Origin of the sequence: Salipiger bermudensis, from assembly GCF_019801965.1 — a bacterium.
GTDB classification, from domain to species: Bacteria; Pseudomonadota; Alphaproteobacteria; order Rhodobacterales; family Rhodobacteraceae; genus Salipiger; species Salipiger bermudensis_A.
The window spans coordinates 353,130-373,730 of the sequence record NZ_JAHVIA010000005.1; the positions used below are offsets into that span (position 1 = coordinate 353,130).

18 protein-coding genes are annotated in these 20,601 nt (G+C 67.0%); 11 read left to right on the forward strand and 7 right to left on the reverse strand.

Features of this window, described 5'->3' with window-relative positions; translation table 11 throughout:
• Positions 1 to 18 precede the first annotated feature (18 nt).
• From KUV62_RS13500 to KUV62_RS13520, 5 genes are all read left to right on the forward strand, one after another.
• Positions 19 to 435, forward strand: a complete 417-nt coding sequence (locus KUV62_RS13500; RefSeq protein WP_222604228.1) for a RidA family protein — start codon at positions 19 to 21, stop codon at positions 433 to 435.
• A 54-nt stretch (positions 436 to 489) separates the two neighbouring features.
• Entirely contained in the window at positions 490 to 1,164 is a 675-nt protein-coding gene (locus KUV62_RS13505; protein ID WP_222604229.1) for a DUF1028 domain-containing protein, read from the forward strand.
• Positions 1,165 to 1,223: 59 nt separating this feature from the next.
• Positions 1,224 to 2,150 carry a LysR family transcriptional regulator gene (locus KUV62_RS13510; RefSeq protein ID WP_222604230.1) on the forward strand — a complete coding sequence of 309 codons (927 nt, stop codon included), beginning with the start codon at positions 1,224 to 1,226 and terminating at the stop codon, positions 2,148 to 2,150.
• Between the two features lie 325 nt (positions 2,151 to 2,475).
• Positions 2,476 to 3,501 carry an IS1595 family transposase gene (locus KUV62_RS13515; protein WP_222604231.1) on the forward strand — a complete coding sequence of 342 codons (1,026 nt, stop codon included), beginning with the start codon at positions 2,476 to 2,478 and terminating at the stop codon, positions 3,499 to 3,501.
• A gap of 67 nt (positions 3,502 to 3,568) precedes the next feature.
• Positions 3,569 to 4,024: an NUDIX hydrolase gene (locus tag KUV62_RS13520; RefSeq protein ID WP_222604232.1), complete on the forward strand. Its 456-nt coding sequence runs from the start codon at positions 3,569 to 3,571 to the stop codon at positions 4,022 to 4,024.
• A 248-nt stretch (positions 4,025 to 4,272) separates the two neighbouring features.
• Here the strand turns inward: KUV62_RS13520 and KUV62_RS13525 are convergent, their stop codons facing one another.
• The 3 genes from KUV62_RS13525 to KUV62_RS13535 form a co-directional block, all read right to left on the reverse strand.
• The gene (locus KUV62_RS13525) at positions 4,273 to 5,313 is read right to left on the reverse strand and encodes a phage late control D family protein (RefSeq protein WP_222604233.1); all 1,041 of its coding nucleotides are present in this window, start codon (positions 5,311 to 5,313) and stop codon (positions 4,273 to 4,275) included.
• A 388-nt stretch (positions 5,314 to 5,701) separates the two neighbouring features.
• Positions 5,702 to 8,209 (reverse strand): WD40 repeat domain-containing protein, encoded by a 2,508-nt coding sequence (locus KUV62_RS13530; protein WP_222604234.1) that lies wholly within the window; start codon positions 8,207 to 8,209, stop codon positions 5,702 to 5,704.
• Between the two features lie 491 nt (positions 8,210 to 8,700).
• The gene (locus KUV62_RS13535) at positions 8,701 to 9,735 is read right to left on the reverse strand and encodes a LacI family DNA-binding transcriptional regulator (protein ID WP_261395635.1); all 1,035 of its coding nucleotides are present in this window, start codon (positions 9,733 to 9,735) and stop codon (positions 8,701 to 8,703) included.
• A 149-nt stretch (positions 9,736 to 9,884) separates the two neighbouring features.
• Between KUV62_RS13535 and KUV62_RS13540 the strand changes: the two genes are divergently transcribed.
• From KUV62_RS13540 to KUV62_RS13565, 6 genes are read left to right on the forward strand one after another with little or no spacing between them, the layout of a single operon-like run.
• On the forward strand, positions 9,885 to 10,898 hold the full coding sequence (locus KUV62_RS13540) for a TRAP transporter substrate-binding protein (RefSeq protein WP_222604235.1): 1,014 nt from the start codon (positions 9,885 to 9,887) through the stop codon (positions 10,896 to 10,898).
• A complete protein-coding gene (locus KUV62_RS13545; RefSeq protein WP_222604236.1) occupies positions 10,898 to 11,443 on the forward strand; it encodes a TRAP transporter small permease in 546 nt (181 codons plus the stop codon). The genes KUV62_RS13540 and KUV62_RS13545 overlap by 1 nt, the downstream gene beginning before the upstream one ends.
• A complete protein-coding gene (locus tag KUV62_RS13550) occupies positions 11,440 to 12,717 on the forward strand; it encodes a TRAP transporter large permease (protein ID WP_222604237.1) in 1,278 nt (425 codons plus the stop codon). The genes KUV62_RS13545 and KUV62_RS13550 overlap by 4 nt, the downstream gene beginning before the upstream one ends.
• Positions 12,718 to 12,725: 8 nt before the next feature.
• Entirely contained in the window at positions 12,726 to 13,265 is a 540-nt protein-coding gene (locus KUV62_RS13555; protein ID WP_222604238.1) for a VOC family protein, read from the forward strand.
• Between the two features lie 7 nt (positions 13,266 to 13,272).
• Positions 13,273 to 14,538, forward strand: a complete 1,266-nt coding sequence (locus KUV62_RS13560) for a RuBisCO large subunit C-terminal-like domain-containing protein (RefSeq protein WP_222604239.1) — start codon at positions 13,273 to 13,275, stop codon at positions 14,536 to 14,538.
• Position 14,539: 1 nt separating this feature from the next.
• Entirely contained in the window at positions 14,540 to 15,772 is a 1,233-nt protein-coding gene (locus KUV62_RS13565; protein WP_222604240.1) for a four-carbon acid sugar kinase family protein, read from the forward strand.
• A gap of 87 nt (positions 15,773 to 15,859) precedes the next feature.
• Here KUV62_RS13565 and KUV62_RS13570 read toward each other — a convergent pair whose 3' ends face one another.
• From KUV62_RS13570 to KUV62_RS13585, 4 genes are all read right to left on the reverse strand, one after another.
• Positions 15,860 to 16,447 (reverse strand): hypothetical protein, encoded by a 588-nt coding sequence (locus KUV62_RS13570; protein ID WP_222604241.1) that lies wholly within the window; start codon positions 16,445 to 16,447, stop codon positions 15,860 to 15,862.
• A gap of 22 nt (positions 16,448 to 16,469) precedes the next feature.
• The gene (locus tag KUV62_RS13575; RefSeq protein WP_222604242.1) at positions 16,470 to 18,011 is read right to left on the reverse strand and encodes a hypothetical protein; all 1,542 of its coding nucleotides are present in this window, start codon (positions 18,009 to 18,011) and stop codon (positions 16,470 to 16,472) included.
• Positions 18,008 to 19,906 (reverse strand): hypothetical protein, encoded by a 1,899-nt coding sequence (locus tag KUV62_RS13580; protein ID WP_222604243.1) that lies wholly within the window; start codon positions 19,904 to 19,906, stop codon positions 18,008 to 18,010. The genes KUV62_RS13575 and KUV62_RS13580 overlap by 4 nt, the downstream gene beginning before the upstream one ends.
• Positions 19,907 to 20,326: 420 nt before the next feature.
• A complete protein-coding gene (locus KUV62_RS13585) occupies positions 20,327 to 20,599 on the reverse strand; it encodes an amphi-Trp domain-containing protein (protein ID WP_222604244.1) in 273 nt (90 codons plus the stop codon).
• Positions 20,600 to 20,601: the final 2 nt, after the last annotated feature.

Consider the following 20,601-nt stretch of genomic DNA (forward strand, 5'->3'; position numbering starts at 1 on the left):
AACGAGGAAAGACCCACCATGGCGCATTACCGTCACCGCAAGTTCAACACCAAGGAAACCTACCCCGAGCAGAGCCTCGACAACGATCTCGCGCAGGCCGTTGTCGCGGAGCCGGGCAAGACGATCTACCTGCGCGGTCAGTGCCCGCAGGATCTCGACACCGCCGAGAACATCAAGAGCAACGACCCGGTCGAGCAGACCCACAAGGTGATGAGCAACATCCGCCAACTGGTCGAGGAATGCGGCGGCGAGATGGCCCATGTCACCAAGCTGGTGGTCTACCTGACCGACGTGCGGCACCGCGAGGCCGTCTACCGAACGATGGGCGAATACATCAAGGGCGTGCACCCGGTCTGCACCGGGCTCGTCGTGGTGGCGCTGGCGCGCCCGGAATGGCTGGTCGAGATCGATGCCACCGCCGTGATCCCGCAATAACGCCAACCCGCGTCCTTCACCCGCAGCGGGCGCCAGCCGCCCACAGGAGTCCAAATGACCTTTTCGATCGTTGGACATTGCCCGGAGACGGGGATGTTCGGTGTTGCCATCTCCTCCTCCTCGCCGGCCGTGGCCGCGCGCTGTTCCTTCGCGCGGGCCGGTGTCGGCGCCGTCGCCACCCAGAACGTCACCGATCCCCGCCTCGGCCCGCTTGCGCTTGACCTGATGGCGCTGGGAGCGAGCCCCTCCGAGGCGCTCTCGGTGCTCGAACGGCGCGGCGCCGAAATGGCCTACCGGCAGGTGCTGGCGGTCGACCGCTCGGGCCAGAGCGCGATCTACTCGGGCACGCAGGTGCTGGGCATGTGGTCCGAGTCGCAGGGCCGCGACACCGCCGCCGCGGGCAACCTTCTGTCCGATGCCGGGGTGCCGGAGGTGATGGTGCAGCACTTCCTCAACAGCACCGGCCACCTGGGCGACAGGCTGATCGGCGCGCTGGGTGCCGGGCTCGCTGCCGGTGGCGAGGCGGGGCCCGTGCATTCCTCGGGGCTGCTGCTGGTCGACAGGCAGAGCTGGCCGCTGGCCGAGCTGCGCATCGACTGGACCGAAAGCTGCCCGATCGCCGCACTCGAAGAGGCCTGGCGGGTCTACAAGCCGCAAATGACCGACTATGTCACACGCGCACTCAACCCTGGCGGTGCGCCGTCCTATGGCGTTCCGGGAGACCAATGAGTAATCTCGTCGGGCGGGTCCGCCACGTCTCGCCCTCTCCCACCTGACAGGGTATCGCGATGCCGCTCAGATTCACCCTCCGCCAACTTGAATATTTCATCGCCGTGGGCGAGGCCGGCAGCATCGCTCTCGCCGCCGAAACGGTAAACGTGAGCGCGCCCTCGATGTCGTCGGCCATCGCCCAGCTCGAGGCCGGTTTCGGCGTGCAGCTCTTCACCAGGCGCCATGCGCAGGGCTCGGTGCTCACCCCCACCGGTCAGCAGTTCTTCGAGCAGGCCAAGCGGATCCTGGCGGAGGCCGCGAAGCTCAACGACATGGCCAATATCTACAATGGCAGCGTGCGCGGCTCGCTCCGCGTGGGCTGCATGCGGACCTTCGTGCAGCTGATGGTGCCGCAACTCCGCCGAACCTTCGAGGACAAGTACGAGAATGTCGATTTCAGCCAGGTGGAGCTTGACCAGGCGCAGATCTTCGACGCCCTGGGCGCTGCCCGCATCGACCTCGCGCTGACCTATGACCTCGCCCTTCCGAGCGATATCGACTTTCACCCCCTGCTCTCGCTGCCACCCTACGTGATGGTCGCCACCGACCACCCGCTGGCCGACCGCAAGGAGCTCACGGCGGCGGATCTCGTCGAGCACGACATGGTGCTGCTCGACCTGCCGCACAGTTCCGATTACTTCCTGTCGCTCTTCCGCGCCCTGGGCCACCGCCCGCGCATCGCCGAGCGCACCTACGAGATCTCGATCCAGCGCAGCCTCGTGGCCAACGGTTTCGGCTTCGGCATCTCCAACATGCGCACGATCTCGGAAGCCGCGCTAGACGGCAAAATGCTGAAGTTCATCCCGCTGCAAACCCCGATCCCGCCGCTGCAGCTGGGCATCGCCATGTCACGCGCCGGCCACGTCTCGCGTACGATCCAGGCCTTTATAGATCACTGCCACGAGGCCGCCGACGCCGGCAAGCTGCCCGGCATCATGAGCTAGGACGGCCCCTCTCCCGGCGGTGATCGCACGGGTCACAGGCAGACCGCCGCGCCCGGGATGTGCGTCGCACGCCGTCTTGCCGCGCCCTCACGCGGCCCCGCCCGAGACCGGCAGGTCGGCGCCGATGATGGCGCTGGCGCCTTCGCTGAAGATCAGAGCAGACGCGCGGGAGAAAATTTCCCTATTATCCACGAGAAAAAGCAGGGCTTCCGGGAACGCTCAGCCTGCGTGCCTCGCGAAGGTCCCGGCCACGCCATAACGTAGTCGCTTCCGGTTAGTAGAAATCAGCCAATCTTCTGGGTTCCCCCCGAAGCGAGGCCACTCCATGATCACCGAACTGAAGTCCGTCCGCGATGTCTGGAAGAAGATGCCGACCGAACGTCACGCGCGGCTCTTCCTCGAGAACGCCATCTGGGGCGATGATCGGTTCTGTCCACATTGCGGCAGCTTGAGTTCGCGCCCGCTGCGCGGTTCATCCGTGCGCCCCGGCCTGTATCAGTGCATCGAGAAGGAATGCCGCCGCCAGTTCACCGTAACCACGAGGACGCCGCTCCACGCGACAAAGCTGGATCTCCGGACCTGGATCGCCGCGATGTTCCTCGTGCTGACGTCCTCCAAGGGTATTTCGTCGGTCGTGATGTCGCGCATCTTGGGGGTGAACCAGAAGACCGCGTGGAAGCTCGGCCATGCCATACGCGAGATGATGGATGATCGGCAGGGCATTGCCGGCCGACTGTCGGGTGTGGTCGAGGTCGATGAGGCATTCGTCGGCGGCAAGCCGAAGTTCCGCCATGGCGTCAAGAACAAGCGGGGTCGAGGAACAGGCAAACCGATCGCGCTCGTTGCTGCGGCGCGAAACGGTCAGGCTCGAGCCGTGCTCATCCCGAATGCTCAAGGGCGCACGATGAAGCCCATCATCGAGGGCTGGATCGACCCGACCTCGGCGCTCATCACCGACAAGAACCCGAGTTACGGAAAGATCGGGGCATCTTTTGCCAGCCACCATACAATCCAGCACAACAAGCGCCAGTATGCGAATACGAAGACCGGGGCGCACATCAATACCGTCGAGGCGGTGAACGCGGTCGTCCAGCGCGCTCTGATCGGCGTGTATCACCGTCTCGGACGGAAGCACCTACAGCGATACCTGGACGAGATCATCTGGCGGTGGAACCACAGGACCCCGGAGAGCAAAGTGCGGAAGCGGAAGTCTTCATCCGGCCTCTCAACTGCCGAGACCACGACAGTGTGGAGGCCGATCCCGGTTGTGGACCAGATGCGGGGCCTGCTCTGCGGAGCCGTCGGTCGCCAGATGAGACGCACACCGTCGTGGGGTCTTCGGTGGCCATGATCCCGTCACTGCGAAGGTCCGCTGACAGCCCATTGCCGTCGCTGATGCCATGACCTAACCCTATCGCATGACCACCTGGCGCCCAGCATCCTTCATTCGGTTCAAAGCCTTGGGCCTCCACTGGCGCGGCAACCGCCTTCTGGCGGCTGAGGTTCTGGATGATGCTGGCCGTGTGAAGGGGGTGCGCCCACTCGGCGGAACAGTTGATTTCGGAGAGACTGCGGATGCAGCCGTTGTTCGCGAGTTTCAGGAAGAGTTGGGGATCACGGTTAAGACACTTGGTCCGCCAGTTTTCATGGAGAACATCTACACCCATGAGGGCAGCGTCGGGCACGAGATACTGGCGATCTTCGACGTGGCATTCCCGCCTGATGCCTTTGTCGATAAGACACGCATTGAGTTCAATGAAGACAACGGCGCCACGTGTTTTGCTGAGTGGTTCGCACTCGACATGTTGGATATGCCTGGCCGGCCTCAACTCTATCCTGAAGGGCTGAAAGCTCATCTGCTAACGTCCTTCTGACGGGCAGCGTTGTCCGCGAAGCTGTCACACGCGAACTTGGCGCGCCAGCTGCTTTTTCTCGTGGATAATAGGGGAAAATTTCGGGGGGCGACGCGGTGCAGAGGGGATAGCCTCGATGCAGGCCGCGCATGTCTCTCGGTCATGAAGGCCCGGCAGATCGGGTTGTCGGCGAGACCCGGGCAAATCGAGGTGTTCGGGAGGCCTGCGGGCCGAACTCGTCGTGGAAGTCGCCGCCCCCAGTCCCGGTCTCACACCCCCACGGTCACCGTGCTCTGCCACTCGCCGTCTGCGAGGACGTGGCGCACCGAGCCGATATAGGCATTGCCGCTGAAGCGCGCGCCGAGGCCATCGAGCATGAGCTGCTCACCTGCCACCAGCCCGAGATTGCCCGGCAGGCATATCTCGCCGCGGAACCGGGACAGGCGCCGTTGCACCATCATCGCGTCGGCCCAGGCCTGCAGCGTGTCGGGATGCATGGCGGAGCCGCTGGAGACGCTGCGGGTCACCGCCAGAACCTTGCCAAGCGCATCGCCCGTCAGGTCTCCCTGCAGGTTGACGGAGGGCTCTCCTCCGCGCGCGGTGATCCGTTCATGGCCCTCGGGATCGTAGGCCTCGATGACCACCGCCGCGTCTTGCGTGGCGGCATCCATCGTGAACTCGAAGCCGATGATGTCTATCCCGAGAGTCGCACTCAGGTTCGGCTCCCCAAACTTCGGTGCCGCCAAGGTGACCGTCCCGTCCGCGACCGTCACCACCAGCCCGTTCGCCGCAGCGATGCGCAGCATCACCTCCCAGGCGCTGTCGCCCTGCCAGAGCTCACGGGCCGACCTCCCGGGCATCGGGGCGATATCCTGCCCGAGCCCGGCGTCGCGAAGGAGCGCGGTGATCACGGCGTCGTCGGCGGTGCCCTCGTGCGGGTCCGGGGCGGCGAGACGCGCGAGCTTTTGCACGATGTCGCCACAGGTGACGATCAGGGACGATCCCCGCTCGCCTCCCATGCGGATGGTCTGGGCCAGGAGGATGCCCTGAAACGCGTCGGCGTTCTTTCCCTCATAGCCAAGCCTCAGCACGATCTCGGCGCCTGGCACGAAGAGCGCCGAGCTGCTATGCGCGAAGGTCTGGTCCAAGAGGCTGCCGTCTTCAATCTCGATGCGGAGAGACGGCAGGCTATTGAGACCACGCTGAAGCTCGATCCGTCGGACGACGATATCGTCGCGAAGCGGGGTGCCGTCGATCAGGATCTCGAACGAGGCCAGATCTGAATTGGGTGAGCGCACGGAACGGGACATCTGGCTTTCCTGTACAAGCGACGAGACCAGCGTCAGCCCCGCATCGCGGCGAAACCTGCGTGGCCGACACGCCGGCCATCCTCTGTTGTCGACCATAGTGCGAAGCGACAGCGGCCTTGGCAACATTCAAAGCCGCCGAAGCAACCCAGGTGCCGCACTGCCTCGTCAGTCTCGCGAGCCGGAGAGCGCGTGTCTGCGCAGGGCTTAGAGAGGCACGTCGCGTGCGAGGACAGGAAACGGGAGCACATCCCCTCCGCCCTCCGTCCCATCACGCACCCAAGGCCCGCAGCCAACCCGTTCCTGCTCGGGCCGCGCGCCGAAAGCCCGACCGATAACAGCCGGTCGGCGCCGCCAGAGACAGCTGCGAGAGCCGCGATGCCCGAAGGGGTCAGTCGCGGAGGATGCGCTCCGCGACGACCTCGGCGCGCGCCGCCTCGTCGAGCCCCGCCATCGCGAGATCGGCCAGCGCCGCGCCGGTGGGCACATCTGCGCCGCGATAGAGCGCTCCCCCCAGAGGCGGAGCCTTGCCGGTGCGCCGATTGCCCTCCATGTCGAAGAGCGCCTGATCGAAGACCGGGTAATCGGCCAGCTCGGAGGGCAGCGTCTCGCCGCTCAGGATCGAGAGCACCTTCAGGCTGTCACCCAGCGTGCCTCGCGGATCGGGATAGCCGATCGCGGTGCCGTCGCGCAGGAAGGCGTGTTCGCCCTCGCTGTCGAAGAAGCTCACGCGCCGCGCGCCGGTGGCATCGAAGATCACGTTTCGATCGCCCCCGACGAACAGGGCGTTGCCCTGCCGGTTGATCCCCGCCCCGCCGAGCGCCTCGACGCCATCCGGATCCCGCAGGATCGAGAAGGCCCGGGTCAACGCCTGCCCATCATAAAGATGCACCTCCAGCGCGGTTTCCTCGTCCTCCCGGCGCGACAGGCTGCGCAGGGCGAGGAAATTGCCGTCGGGCAGCCAATAAAGCTGGAACTGCGCACGCTCGGGCAGCGGCAGCGGCGTGACCGAGAAATCCGACAGCCCGACCCGGAAATGCCCCTTCGGGGTGTCGACCAGCACGGCGCTGTCGTCATGCGCGATGCCGGTGGGCCAGACCACGCCGGCATAGCCCCTGAGCAGACGCTCGAGATCCGGAACCGGGATCGTCACGCTGCCGAGCCGCGCCCCGCTGCGGCCATCGAAGACATGCAGGCCGGGGCCGTCCATCTCGGCGATCACAACGCGGTCGCCGGTCGAGGTGAAGAGCGGGTCGTTCCAGGTCATCAGCTTCGCGCCATCCGGTTTGCGCAGATCGGCGATCAGGGCGCCGTCCGGCATCGCGTAGAGCTGCGCGCCATGCTCGCTCGTCGTGGCCATGACGGCGCCGTCCGGTGCGACGATGGCGCTGGTGTGATGGGTTCTCGGGAAGGACGGCTCGTCGAAGGGCAGCCGCAGGACGCGGGCCGCCACGCTGCGGTAGAGCAGCACATGCGCGGCGGCGAAGCGCTCGAAATCGGCCTCGGTGGCGGCCTCCGGGAGCCCCTTGAGCGCCGCCCGGATCGCGCCCTGCCGATCGCCGGTCAGCAGCAGGCGCTCGGCCTCCCTCGCGAAGCCCTCCGAGGCCTCGACGGCGGCGTCGACGGAAAGAGCCGGCGCTGCCGCCGAGGCCGGCATTGCCACGGCGGAGCCGCCGACCAGCGCAACCGCCGCCTCGTGTAGCGCGAGCCCGGTGGGAACGCTCTCGACCAGCGGGTGGGCGTGGCGCTGGGTCACGATGAAGCCGGCGGGCGCGCCGCTCGAGGCGTATATCGCCTGGTTGAAATCGACGAAATCGCGCGGCTCGGTCTCGAGCGGTGTGCCGTCGAAGGCGAACACCTTCACTTCGATGTCCGACATGCGCTCGGACTCGCCCGCCGCGAACCCGACCACGCTGCCGTTGCGCAGGAAGCTGAGCATGCCGCTGTCGAAGGGAAACTCCGCCAGCCGGGCGCCGTCGAGGCTGAACAGCACGGTCGAGAGATCCTGGCTGACCGCGAAGACCGGCTCGGTGAGCGACGCTTTCAGGGTCGCGTTCATCCGCTCGACGCCGGCCAGGATCGGCCGCATCGTGCCGTCGAGCCCGTAGGCCACGATCTCCGCGCTCTTGGCATCGCGGGACACGTTGGCGGCGAGCACAGTGCCATCGGAGGCCCAGGCGAAGGAGGTCACGAAGGGATCGGGGAAATCCAGCACCTTGGTGAGTTCTGCGACCGACTGAACCGACGAGCCGTCCATGCTCTGCAGGATGACATGCGCGCCATCGGGCGCGAACAGGATCTGGATCGCGTTGCCTGCAAGCCGCCCGAGTTCGGCGCCGCTCTCGGCATCGATCAGGATGGTCTGGCCGTCCTGCAGCGCCACAGCGCCGACGCGCCCGTTGGGCGAGAAGCCCGCCGCCCCCATCGACAGCCACGGCTCGCCGATGGGCTGCGTCGAGACATATTCCGCAAGGACGGTGCTGCTGGCCTGATCGATCAGCCGCATGGTCACGCGGGCGTTGGGATCGGTCGTGCCGGCGATCTGCTGCCCGACGAGAACCCGCCGCCCGTCCGGGCTCAGGTAGCCGGTGGTGAACAGGCCCTCGGGCCCGTCGTAGGTGATGCTGCGCGAGGCATAGGCGCGCCAGAGCGCCGACCACGCCTCCGGGTAGGATTCGAGATCCGCCTCTGTCGGCGCCGCGGGAAGGCCTTTCAGGGCCTCCACGAGCGCGCCCGGGCGGTCACCGCGATCCATCAGCAGATCGATGGCCTGCGCGGCATGCGCGCGCGACACATCGGGCGCAGGCGCCTGCGCCACGGCCCGCGGCGCGAGGGCCAGGGTCAGCGCGAGGCAAAGCTGAAGCAGGGGGATGAGGGGGACTTTCAGGAAACGTGGCATCGGTCGCATCGGGACCTCACTCGCAAAAGGGACAGGAGTATTGGCTTGTCTGAAAATTCGCGATGATTGTGAGCCAGCTCAGATTTCAGTCAACCCAAAGATGTCGCGCCGAGTCGTTTGCGCGTTCGGACGGCGCTCTCGTCTGCATCTGCCGCGCTCGGCCAAAGGTCTCTGCGCACGGCGCAAAGAGCCTTCGCCCGGCTTTCTCGCCCGAGGCTGGACCCTGGCCACCCCCGCTGGCGGCAAGATCAGCGCCCTTGCGCCTGGCTCCGCGCGGGAAGGTCCTGCGCTGATGAAAGTCGCGCCCGAACGAGGGCGGGTGTCCGCGCCGATGTTGTCCTCTTGGATGCGGCCAGCCGCGGTTGCGACACCAGCCGGCAGATCGATCCGCGTCCCTGATCGATTTCGCGAAGCCGCCCGAGCCTGACACACGCCCCTCCCCCTTGCGAGCCATGACAGGAGCGGTCAGCGCCGCTCGGCAGAGCGTGCGTTCAGGGCAGGTTCTCGCTGAAATAGATGTCGAGCTTCAGCGGCCGGGCCGGCGTAGCCGGATCGTTGAGACAGGCGACCGCCCGGTCGAGCAAGGTGTCGGGATCCTGATCGAAGATCGCGTCCATCGTGCCCTCTAGCACCGCCTTCCGCGTGTCCTGCGTCAGGCCATGGCCGATGAAGATCACATCCTGACGCCCCTGCTCGCGCAGCGCCCGGGTGATGCCCCCCGAGGAGCCCCCGACATTGTAGATGCCGACAAGATCGGGCACCTGCTCCAGCAATGCGAGCGTGTGGCGATAGTTTTCGGCGGCGTCGTCATGGCCCTCGCGCATGCCGTGGACCCGAAGCTGTGGAAACAGCTCCTCCTGGATGCTGAGAAACCCAGCCTCGCGCTCGGAATGGGCGCGGTAATGCCGCGAGCCCGCCACCAGCGCCACCGCGCCTGCGCTGCCGCCGGAGAAGCGCCCGATCAGCAGGCCCGCCGTGCGTCCCACGGCGCGATTGGCGAGCCCGACATGCGGGATCCCCGGCACCGAGCCGAGATCGGAGACGATCGAGACCAGCCGCGTGCCCGTCGCCGCCACCTCCGCCGCCGCCTCGCGCACAACCGGGTGCTCGATGGCGAAGAAGGCGATGCCGTCGGCCCAGCCGGCATTGCGGCGCAGCGCCTCGGCCAGCGCCTGCGCGCTGAAGCTCTCGATGAAAAAGCAGCGCAGCGCCGGCCCGTCGGCACCGCCGCGCTCGAGCCGCGCGCGCAGACGCTCGCCGAGCAGGCGAAGATAGGGATTGGCGCCTGCCGGCAGCAGCACGACGATGTTGAGCGGGCGCGCCGCGCCGAGCCGGGCCTCCTCGCTTGCGCTCAGGAAGCCAAGCTCGCGCGCCGCCTCGAGCACCCGCTGCCGGGTCCGCTCCTTCACCCCCTTACGGCGGTTCAGCACCCGGTCGACGGTGGCCAGGGACACCCCGGCGCGCGCCGCCACGTCGGATTGCTGCGGCCGTTCGCCTGCGGGATCTTCGCCGCCATCGCCCATCATTACACCTCAAAACCCATCATCTTATTTGCTTTGACGGATGCTGATGCAAAACGGTAGCGTTCGTCAATAGCTTCTCAATTTGAGTGAAATTCACGAAACCCTCGCGAAGATCACATCAGAAAGCATCAAACCTTCAGGGAGGAGATCAGATGCAGACCACCAAGGGACTGTCCCGTCGCAGCCTGCTGCTCACCGGCGCCGGTGCGCTCGCAACGCCGTTCATCGCGCGCCCGGCCTTCGCCGCCAGAACCCTGCGCTACGGCCACAACAACGAGGTCGCCTCGGTTGCCGGCGCGCAGGCCGACTGGTTTGCCGAGGCGCTCGGCCAGAGCTCGGGCGGCGAGATCTCGGTGCAGGTCTTCCCCAACAGCCAGCTTGGCAAGCTGCAGGAGCTGGCCGAGGCGGTCTCGCTCGGCACCATAGCCTTCTCGCACAATACCGCCGGCGCGCTCGGCTCGCTCTACCAGCCGTTCGCGGCGCTCGACACGCCCTATCTCTACCGTGACGTCGACCACCTGATGAAGGTGACCGACGTGGAAAGCCCGGTGATGCAGGAGCTCAACGAGGGGCTGATCGCTGCCGCCAACGTGCGTGTCATCTACGCGCATTATTTCGGCCGGCGGAACCTCACCTGCAACAAGGCGGTGATGTCGCCCGAGGATCTCGCCGGCACCAAGATCCGCGCCGTGCCGTTCCCGATCTACACCACCGCGGTCGAGGGCATGGGCGCCGTCGCCGTGCCGGTCGACTGGTCCGAGGTGCCGACGGCGCTCGCAACCGGCGTGGTGCAGGGGCAGGAGAACCCGGTAAACGTAGTGCTCAACGTCAAGCTCTACGAGGTGCAGTCGCATCTCATGCTGACCGGCCACATGTCGAACGCAGAGGTCGTCGTGATGAACGAGGACACCTGGCAGGGCATGTCGGGCGCCGAGCAGGACGCGGTGCGCGAGGCTGCGCAACAGACCCGCGAGAAGGCCACCAAGGCGATCCTCGACAACGAGGAGACCGAGACCCAGAAGCTGCGCGATCTCGGCATGACCGTGATCGGCGCCGAGGACGGGCTCGACCTCGAGGCCTTCCGCGCCTCGGTGAGCGCGCTGGTCGACGAGCGCTTCGGTGGCGAATACGGCGATCTCTACGCCAAGATCGCGGCGGTCGCCTGATGCCGGGCACGCCCCCGGCCAACACCAGGGGCCGCGCGGTTCTCGCGCGGCTCACCACTGCGGGCACCCGGCTCGGCATGGCGCTGCTGGCGCTGATGGCCCTGCTGGTGGTGCTGCAGGTGGCGGCACGCAACTTCCTCGACTTGGGCCTGCCCTGGGCCGACGAGCTGGCGCGGTTTTCCTGCATCGGGCTGGTCTTCATCGCCATGCCGGCGCTGGCGGGCCGCCAGGTCATGGTCGCGGTGACGATGCTGCCCGACATGTCGAAGCCGGCGCTGCGCCGGGGCATGGTGCTTGTCGCCGATCTCGCCACGCTGGCCTTCGCCGGGCTGATGCTCTGGAGCTTCGCCGAGTTCCTGCCCCGCGCCGGCAAGTTCCTGACCCCGGCGCTCAGGGTGCCGAACTGGGTCTATTACAGCCTCGCCCTGACCGGCAGCCTGCTGCTCTTTGCCGTGGCGCTGCACCGCGTGCTGGCCGCCCTGCGCCGCAGCGATCCGAGCACCGCCTATCACGATCCCCGCGACGAGACCGGACAACCCACATGAGCCTCACCCTCCTGAGCCTTTTCGCCGTGCTGCTCGCACTCGGCGCACCGATCGCCGTGTGCCTCGGCCTCTCGGCCGCCGTGGTCATCGTGACCCAGGGTCTGCCGGTCTCGGTGCTCGCCCAGCGCAGCCTGAACGCGCTCGACAGCTCGCCGCTGCTCGCCGTGCCGCTGTTCATCTTCGCCGCCGCCCTGCTCAACGCCACCGGCGTGACCACCCATCTCTTCGACCTCGTGCGCATGCTCTTCGGACGCATCCGGGGCGCCGTGGCGCAGGTCAGCGTCTTCGTCTCGCTGATCTTCTCCGGCGTGTCGGGCGCGGCGCTGGCCGATATCGGCGCGCTCGGCGCGATCCAAATTAACCAGATGACCGCGCAGGGCTACCGCAAGGAGTTTGCCGCCGGCCTCACCGTCGCCGCCGCCACCATCGGACCGATCTTCCCGCCTTCGATCCCGATCATCATCTACGCCTCGGTGGCCAATGTCTCGGCGGTGAAGCTGCTGCTCGCGGGCATCGTCCCGGCGCTGCTGCTGACCGCGCTGCTGATGGCGCAGGTGGCGATCATCGCCCGGGTCAAGGGCCTGCCCCGCGACGAGGTCAGCGCCAAGCCGCGCGAGATCGCGCAGAAGGCGGTGATCTCCTTTCCCGCGCTGATGGCGCCGGTGCTGCTGATCGGCGGGCTGATGAGCGGCTATTTCGGCCCCACCGAGGTGGCAGGCGTCACCGTCGCCTACGCGCTCTTCATCGGCTTCGCGATCTATCGCAGCCTGACCGGGCGCGCGGTGATCGGCGCCCTGCGCGAGACCGTCGAGGCTAGCGCCAACATCCTCTTCGTCGTCGCCACCGCCGCGCTCTTTGCCTGGGTGCTGACGCTCGACCAGGTGCCGATGAAGGTCTCGGCGCTGCTGCTCGGGGTCTCGGAGAACCCGGTGGTCCTGCTCCTGCTGGTCAACATCCTGCTGCTGGTCGTCGGAATGGCGCTCGAGAGCATCGCGGCGATCCTGATCATCGCGCCGATCGTGGCACCGGCGTTGACCGCCGCCGGGGTCGATCCGCTGCAGCTCGGCATCGTCTTCGTGCTGAACCTGATGATCGGCCTTCTGACCCCGCCGGTGGGCATGAGCCTCTACATGATCTCGATCATCTCGCGCATGCCGATCACCCAGGTGATCGCCGGGGTGATGCCGTTCTTCCTGCCGCTGCTGCTGTCCCTGCTCGTGGTCTCCGCCGTCCCGGCGCTGTCCACCTGGCTCCCCGAAACTTTGATGAACTGAGGTTCCCAATGAGCACCCTTCTTGGCCCCATCCGCCAGCTCGGCTACGTCGTCGACGATATCGAGGCGGGCATGAAATACTGGTCCGAGACCATGGGCGTCGGCCCGTGGTTCTACAATCCGCAGGTTCCGATCGAGGACTACCTCTACGACGGCCAGAGCTACCAGCCGCACAACTCGGTCGCTCTGGCCAATTCCGGCGCCATGCAGGTCGAGCTGATCCAGACCCGCAACGATGTCCCCTCGATGTATCGCGACTACATGCAGAAGGGCCTGCGCGGGCTGCAGCACGTGGCCTTCTGGACCAGGGAATACGAGACCGACCTGCAACGGATGCTCGACCGCGGCTTCACCGTGAAGATGTCGGGCTGCGTCGGGCAGAACGGGCGCTTCGCCTATTTCGCCGAAGAGCATCACCCGGGCACCTGCATCGAGCTCTCCGAGGTGCTGGGCCCCAAGGGCACCATGTTTGACATGATCCGCAGCGCCTCCGAGGGCTGGGACGGCTCGGTCCCGGTGCGCCCCTTCCCCGATCTCGGCACGCTCTGAGGCGGGCATGGAACGGATCGTCGCCGAGTACCTGCTCGAGACCCCCTACCCGCTCGCCGAGGTCGCCGCCATGATGGCCGGCGAGCAGAGCTCGGGCACCTTCGTGCGCGTGGCCGGGGAGACCGACGAGCTGCGCGCCCGCGCCGCCGCCCAAGTCCTCTCCATCACCGAGATCGACAGCACCGACAGCCCGACGCTGCACTCGGCCTATGTCTCGCGGAAACAGCCTGCCGGGCCGTTCCGGCGGGCCCGCGTCCGCATCGCCTTTCCGACCGGCAATATCGGGCGCAACCTGCCGACGCTGGCGGCGACGGTTTCGGGCAATCTCTACGACATCGGCGAGATCACCGGGCTGAAGCTGCTCTCGCTCGAGATCCCGGCAGCCTACCGCGCGCGCTTCGCCCTGCCCGTGCAGGGCATCGCGGGCACCCGCGAGAGCCTCGGCGTGACCGGAACCCCGATCTTCGGCACCATCATCAAGCCCAATATCGGCATGCGCCCCGACGAGATCGCGGCGCTGGTCGATCAGCTCTGCGCCGCCGGCGTCGACTTCATCAAGGATGACGAGGTCTGCGCCAATCCCGACATCGCGCCGCTGGCCGAGCGGGTGCCGGCGGTCATGGCGGTGATCCGCAAGTGGCAGGAGCGCACCGGGCGCAAGGTGATGATGGCGTTCAACATCACCGACGAGACCGACGCCATGCGCCGCCACGCCGATCTGGTGGCGCGCGAGGGCGGCTCCTGCGTCATGGCCAGCCTCAACTGGTGCGGCCTTTCGGGAATGGAGAGCCTGCGCGCCCACACGCCGCTCGCCATCCACGCCCATCGCAACGGTTTCGGCGCGATGAGCCGTCACCCGCTGCTCGGCATGGGCTTTCCGGCCTACCACGCGCTCTACCGGCTGGCCGGGATCGATCACATGCACGTGCATGGCATCGGCGGCAAGTTCGTCGACACCGCCGAGGAGGTCACCGAGGCCGCCCGCGCCTGCCTCGCCCCGCTCTGCGAGGATGGCCCCGACGACCGGGTCATGCCCGCCTTCTCCTCGGGCCAATGGGCCGGCACGCTGCCGCAGACGCTGGAGGCGGCGCAGTCGTCCGACCTGATGTTCATGTGCGGCGGCGGCATCCTCGCACACCCGCAGGGCCCGGCGGCGGGCATCGCCTCGCTGCGCGAGGCCTATGAGGTGCTGCAATCGGGCGGCTCTCTGACGGCGGGCGCGGCGACACGCCCGGCGCTGGCTGCGGCGCTCGAGTTCTTCGGAGCGCGCTGAGATGGGCGCCCGCATCGTCTTCATCGGCGACGATTTCACCGGCGCCTCCGACAGCCTCGCGACCTACGCGCGCAGCGGCCTGCGCACTCGCATGGTTCTGGGCGAAACCGACGGCGACGGGCTCGAGGTTCTCGGCCTGCCAACCGATCTGCGCTCGCTGCCACCCGCACGTGCGGAAGACGAGATCGCCCGGCTCTGGCCACGCATCGCCACGGAGGCCCCTGAGGTGATCCATCTCAAGGTCTGCTCGACCTTCGACTCCGCGCCCGAGGTGGGCTCGATCGGCGCCGTGACGCAGGCACTGGTGACCCGCTTCGCGCCCGACGTGGTGGCGGTGATTGGCGGGCAGCCAAGCCTCGGGCGGCATTGCGCCTTCGGCACGCTCTTCGCCCGTGGCCCCGATGGCGAGACCCATCGCATCGACCGCCATCCGATCATGAGCCGGCACCCGGTGACCCCGATGCGGGAGGCCGACCTGCGCCGCCATCTCGCCGCTCAGGGGCTCGACGGGCTGCGGCTCGTCCCGGCCACGGAGCTTCATGACCCGCAGGCGTCGGCCGCGACCCTGCGTGCCGGCCCGGCGCTGATCGACGTCATGCAGGACGACGACCTCCCGAGGATCGCCGAGGCCCTGCGCCTTGCCGGCGGACGTCAGCTGCTGGTGGGAGCCAGTTCGGTGGCCGAGATCCTCGGCGCCGGGCGCGATGGCGCAGACGCCGCCGCGGTGGCCCCGCCCGCCTCCGACACCGTGCTGCTCTTCGCGGGCAGCCGCTCGCAAACCACAGCGATGCAGGTCGCCACCGCAGAGAGCTACGTCACACTGGCGCTCACCCCCGAGGCGCTGCGCTCGGATGCGCTGCTGGAGCCGACGGCGGAACTTCTCCGCGCCGGCACGCCGACGCTCGTGCATCTGCTGCCCGATGCCGATTACGGCCTGTCCCCCGATGCGCTGGCCGATCGCTGCGCCAGTTTCGTCTCGGCCCTGCTCGCGCGGGCCGAAGTCGGGTATCTCGGCCTCGCCGGCGGCGACACGTCGAGTCGGATCTGCGCACGGCTGGGGTTCGACGCGCTGGCGTTCGAGCAAACGCTCGCTCCGGGCGTCTGCATCTGCGTCGCCAGCCACGCCGCCCCACGACGGGATCGCATGCGCGTGATGCTCAAGGGCGGGCAGATGGGCGCGCCGGATCTCTTCGACCGCTTCGCCGCGACGCGTCACCACCGCAGCTCGACCTGAGAACGGTGCTCCCGGGGGATGGCCGCTCCGGGCGTGGCGGCCCCGGCCTGCCATCATGCAGCTGCGCGATCCGGTCAGGCCATGCGCTCAGCTGCCGGCGTCGCGGTGCCCCGCCAGCGAGAACTGGCTGCGTTTCCCGGTGTTCGCGACACGACGGTTGAACTGCATCTTCTTGTACTGAGCCACCATGTCGGAGATCTTGCCCTCGATGTAGTTGCCGTAATTGGGCTCGCCGCGCTTGTCCGAGATCTCCTGTGCCGTCGCCTGCGGCAGCGGCACCTCGGATGCCTTGTCATAGAACTTGGCGAGATTGGCCGCGTGCGGCAGCTTGACGTAGCTCTTCCCGACGCACGCCGCGGTCTGGAACTTCAGAAGCGCCGCGCGGGTCTTGTTCGCACTCACGCCCGCCTTGTCAAACTGCTGCAGATAATCGCCCCAGTACCGATTGAGATCGCCGGACTTCAGGATCTTGCCGCCCTTTTCGAGGCTGTCGAGATTGCGGCGCATCCAACTGTGCAACCCGACGATATCCTGCGCCAGCACCGCCTTCTTGATCTGATCCGAAAGGCTGTTGTCGATCACGTCGAGGATGAAATCGGGAATCCGCTGCAGCTTGATGTAGGGCACTTCGGCCATCGTGATCTGGCTTGAGCCGTTGATTGGTATCTGTCCCATGGGTCTCTTCCCTCCAAGTCCCTCAGTCTCTGTCGTAATTGCAGGTGATGCCGTCTTCGTCGCAGGCCGACCCGCCCGAGATGACGCCGCGCCATCCGGCGGACTCGATGTCGGGTGCGAGCCGCGCCGTGCCGCCCCAGCATTCGCCGGCGCTGCCCGGGAGCTCGCTGTCATCGGCGTAGAAGCTCCAATAGAGACACTCTGCGCCATCGCACATGTTGGAACAGGCGACGTGGCTCTCCTGCTTGCCGAAATAGAGCGCCTCCGGCGACAGGCAGCGCGCCGCGCCGACGAAGTTGTGCCCGGCCACATGTTCGGTCACCTGCGTGAACTGCTGCGCGTAATTCTGCGGTACCACCGTCACCGGCCCGTCGTAGATATCGTCGCCCGTCAGGTTGCCGGCGATCGCGGTGCCGGGGATCGCACCATGAATGATGCTGTCGGCGAAGGCGGAGCGCATCGCCTGCCGCGGATCATGCGGCGCCGGCGGGCAACCGGGCGGATTGCGATAGGTGTAGCTGCAGGGCGCGTCGCTCGACATGTCGAAATAGGCGAAGCGCGGCAGCGGACAGGCCTCTGGCTGTTCCGGCACCTCGGCGGCATCGCCGGCACAATCCGAGGCGCGCAGCCGGCGCATCAGCCCGCCATCCTCGAGCCGCGCCTCGAGCGTCGCCAGCACCTGCACGAAGCTCACCGTGGCCTCCGGCTTCAGCCCCAGCAGCTCCGGCGAGGCGACCGGCGCCTCGAGCCGCCGCACGGCGCGCTCGATCTCGCGCCGGAAGCGGGTCTCCTCGGCATAGCCATCGATCTTCGCAAGCGCCTCGACCTGCGCCCAGTGCCCCTGCGCATCGTGCAGCGTGTCTGACAGGATGCGCAACGCGGCGATGCGGTCCTGCACCACCGACGAGGTTCGCTCGACCAGCTTCACATGCACCTCGTCGCGGCTGATCGTGGCGGTGAAATGGGTGGCGAGATCGCGCTCGAGCCGGGCCCGGTGGTCGGCGTCGTGCAGCACCCGCGTCTCATGCGCCAGATCGCGGCCGAGATCGTCGATCTTGCGCGAGTCGCGGTCGACAAGCTCGCGGATCCCGAGGAACAGGCCGTAGCCCGGAACCCAGAACCAGGTCCTGAGCTCCTCGACCTTGCGGCGATGCTCCGCCAGCGAGCGCCGCTGCATGTCGATGGCGACCCGGACCGCGGTGATCTCGGCCTGCGCGGCCGCGGCCTCGCTGACCGCATTGTCGAGCCGCGTGCGGATCTCGCGCAGACGGCCCTCGCTGTCGGACTTGAGCTGCAGCGCCTCGCCGCGCAGGACGTGCAGCAGATCGAGCCTGCGGTCGCAGGTCTGCGCCATCTGCGCCACCTCGTCGGCCAGCGTCGCGCTGCGCTCGGCCACCGTGGTCAGCTCGGCGGCGCTGGCCTCGACCAGCCGGCGCGCGGTGTCGAGATCACGGCTGTCGAGCGCCACCAGGGCGGCGCGCAGCTCCGAAAGGTTGGCCTGCGCGGGCAGCGCCGCGCAGATCCCGCAGGCCAGAGCAAGGCCCCGGACGAACGCGAGGCTCATGCAACCTTGCTTTCCGTGCCCTGCTCGTGCTCCGCACGGCTCGCCTTCATCGCCGCGAGTTCCCTGTCGATCTCTTCCTGCGCCGCCTTCACGTCTCCGATCAGCTTGGTCGCGAGCGCATCGACGCGCGCCTTGACCGCCTTGCCGACCAGCGTGGTGCTGCGGCGCTCACGGGCATCCTGGTAGAGGTCGTCGGTATGCTCGGCATATTCCTGCGCGACGTTCTGTAGCGCGGCCCAGTCGGACTTGTAGTTCAGCAGCCGCAGCTTGACGGACTCGAGATTGAAAATTTCGGCGCGCTCGTCCGGCGTGGCATCCGCCTTGAGACTATTGCGCCGACGCTCGAGCCCCTTCATGAAATCCGGGCTGGCGAGCTTGTTGCAGCCGCTTTCCATGGCCTCCCAGAACTTGGCCGCGTCGTGCAGGATGTCGCTCACCTGGCGCAACGCCGCGATCACCATCACCAGCGCCTTGATGGTGACGGCGGAGCTTTCGAGATCGGCATCGATCCCTTCGAGCCGCACCCCGGCCTCGGCGACGATGCCGAGCTGTTCGCGCTCTAGGTCCTTCTTCTGCATCAACAGATCGAAAAGCCTCTCCAGCTGTTCGCGCTGGCCCTCGGCGAGATCGAGATAATCGTGCCCCATCTGGGAAAACTGCTCTCCGGCCGATGACAGCGTGTAGCCCAGGGCCTCGACCGCCGACTTGGTGGTCTGGAAATCGCGCTCGCGCTCTTCCGCCGTCTTCACGCGCTCGGCCTTGACCTGCTCGACCGCCTGCTTGGCATGTTCCAGCGTCGCCTTGTGCTCCTTGAGCTGCGACAGACCGTCCGCATCCTCGTCGGCGGCCGCGATCTCCTCCTCGAGAACGTCGATCTCGGCCTGCAGGGCCTCCTCGTCCTCCTCGGCGACATCGACCGCGAGCACGCTGTCCTCATAGGCGTCCTCGCTCTCCTCGAGCTCCTTGCGATTCTTCTCGGGGATCTCCGCCTCGCCGGCCTCCGGCTTGTCCTTCGGGGCGCCCTGCCCGCCTTTCTGTTCGCCGCCATTGCCGCCGCCACCGCCGTTCGACGGGGCACCCGAATAGATCAGCGCGATCGCCGTGGCCGCGCCGCCGAGACCGTCTCCGAGCGGCTTCATGATCGCGCCGGTGAGCGCGATCGCAAAGGCGCGATCCTCGGTTTTCTCGAGCTTTTTCTCGAGCTTGTCATACTTGGTCTGGAGCTCGCCCAGGAGGGTACTCAGCTCTTCGGACAGCTTGTCGGCCTTGGCTTTTCGCGCGCTCCACTCGAGACGCGCGTGTTCAAGCGCCTCCTGCGCCTTGATCTCGTCGCCCCGGGTCAGGTGGGCGGTCTCGAGCGCGCTGTCGGCGCGCGTTGCGAGATCGTTGAAGGCGTCGGACAGGTCTTTCATCAGGCTCGCGAGGCGACCGGCGATGCTGGCACAGTCCGAGATGCCACCGATGGCGAGATCCTCGTTGCCGCGAAACAAGTCTTCCATCGCCTCGTTGAGCGCCAGCGAGATCTCCTCGCCGCAACTGCGCAGCTCGCCCATCGCGGTCGAGCATTGCTGACACAGAGAGCCGTAATCGGTCTGCATCCGGTTCAGCGAGGCGACAAGCGCGCCCTCCCGTTTCGGCACCGCGTTATAGGCGAGGTCGACGAGAAGCGTCAGACGCCCGAGGTTCTCGACCATCTTGTCGAGCTGGATCTGACCGAGCAGCTTCTTGCGGCGATCCAGCACCAGCATGTCATCCAGCGGCAGAGATTGATCGAGACGGTAGCTGACGCTTTTCGTCTCGAACGTCGCATTCACGTCGTCGCTGCCATCGGCCGGCAGCCGCAGGCTGACCGCGACGCTCACGCGCTTCTCGTATGTTGTCGCACTGTCCGACATGATCTCTCTCCCCTGAAAACGCATATCCCCGCCAAGATCGCATCGTGAAGAATGATCGAACCGTCCTGGCAAATTTATCATTTAGATACACGCAGAGTAGGAGGGGATCTCTTTAAAATCAACCTTTGGGATAATGACCATCAAGCACACCACCAAAGAGTGGGGCGGCGCTGCCCTTGGCCCGGCAAGGAAAACGCAAGCCCTGACCTTGGGGCCGTGGGCGATTTACGGTTCAGGAAACCTGTTCTACCGCACCTGTTGAGGGTGTCACGGCAACGTGCCGGTCCGGATCGTCTCCGGTCCCGCAAGCGCAAGGCTGCGGCGGCCTGCGAGGCCATGCTGGAGGCTGGATCGCGGCGGCCGCCGGACGGGCAGCGCGGGCCGCGACAGCCGATGCATCTTGGTCCCTCGCGGCCCCCGTCAGCTCTCGATGCGCGGCGTTCCCCTGGGGTGGGACGGCTCTGCCGGATCTGCCCAGGTGACACGCAGGCTGAACACGCAGCGTCCGTCTTCGCGCTCGGCCTTGATGCGCAGGTTCATCAGCTCACCGGTCTCGAGCACCAGCTCATCGTCATCGTCGCTCAGGGTCAGCTCGCCCTTCGAGAAGCCCTTCGACAAGGACGACAGCAGCGTCTTGACGGTCTTGGCGTCCTGCAGGGACTCGTGCCTGAAGCGGGTGGTCGAATTGCCCATGC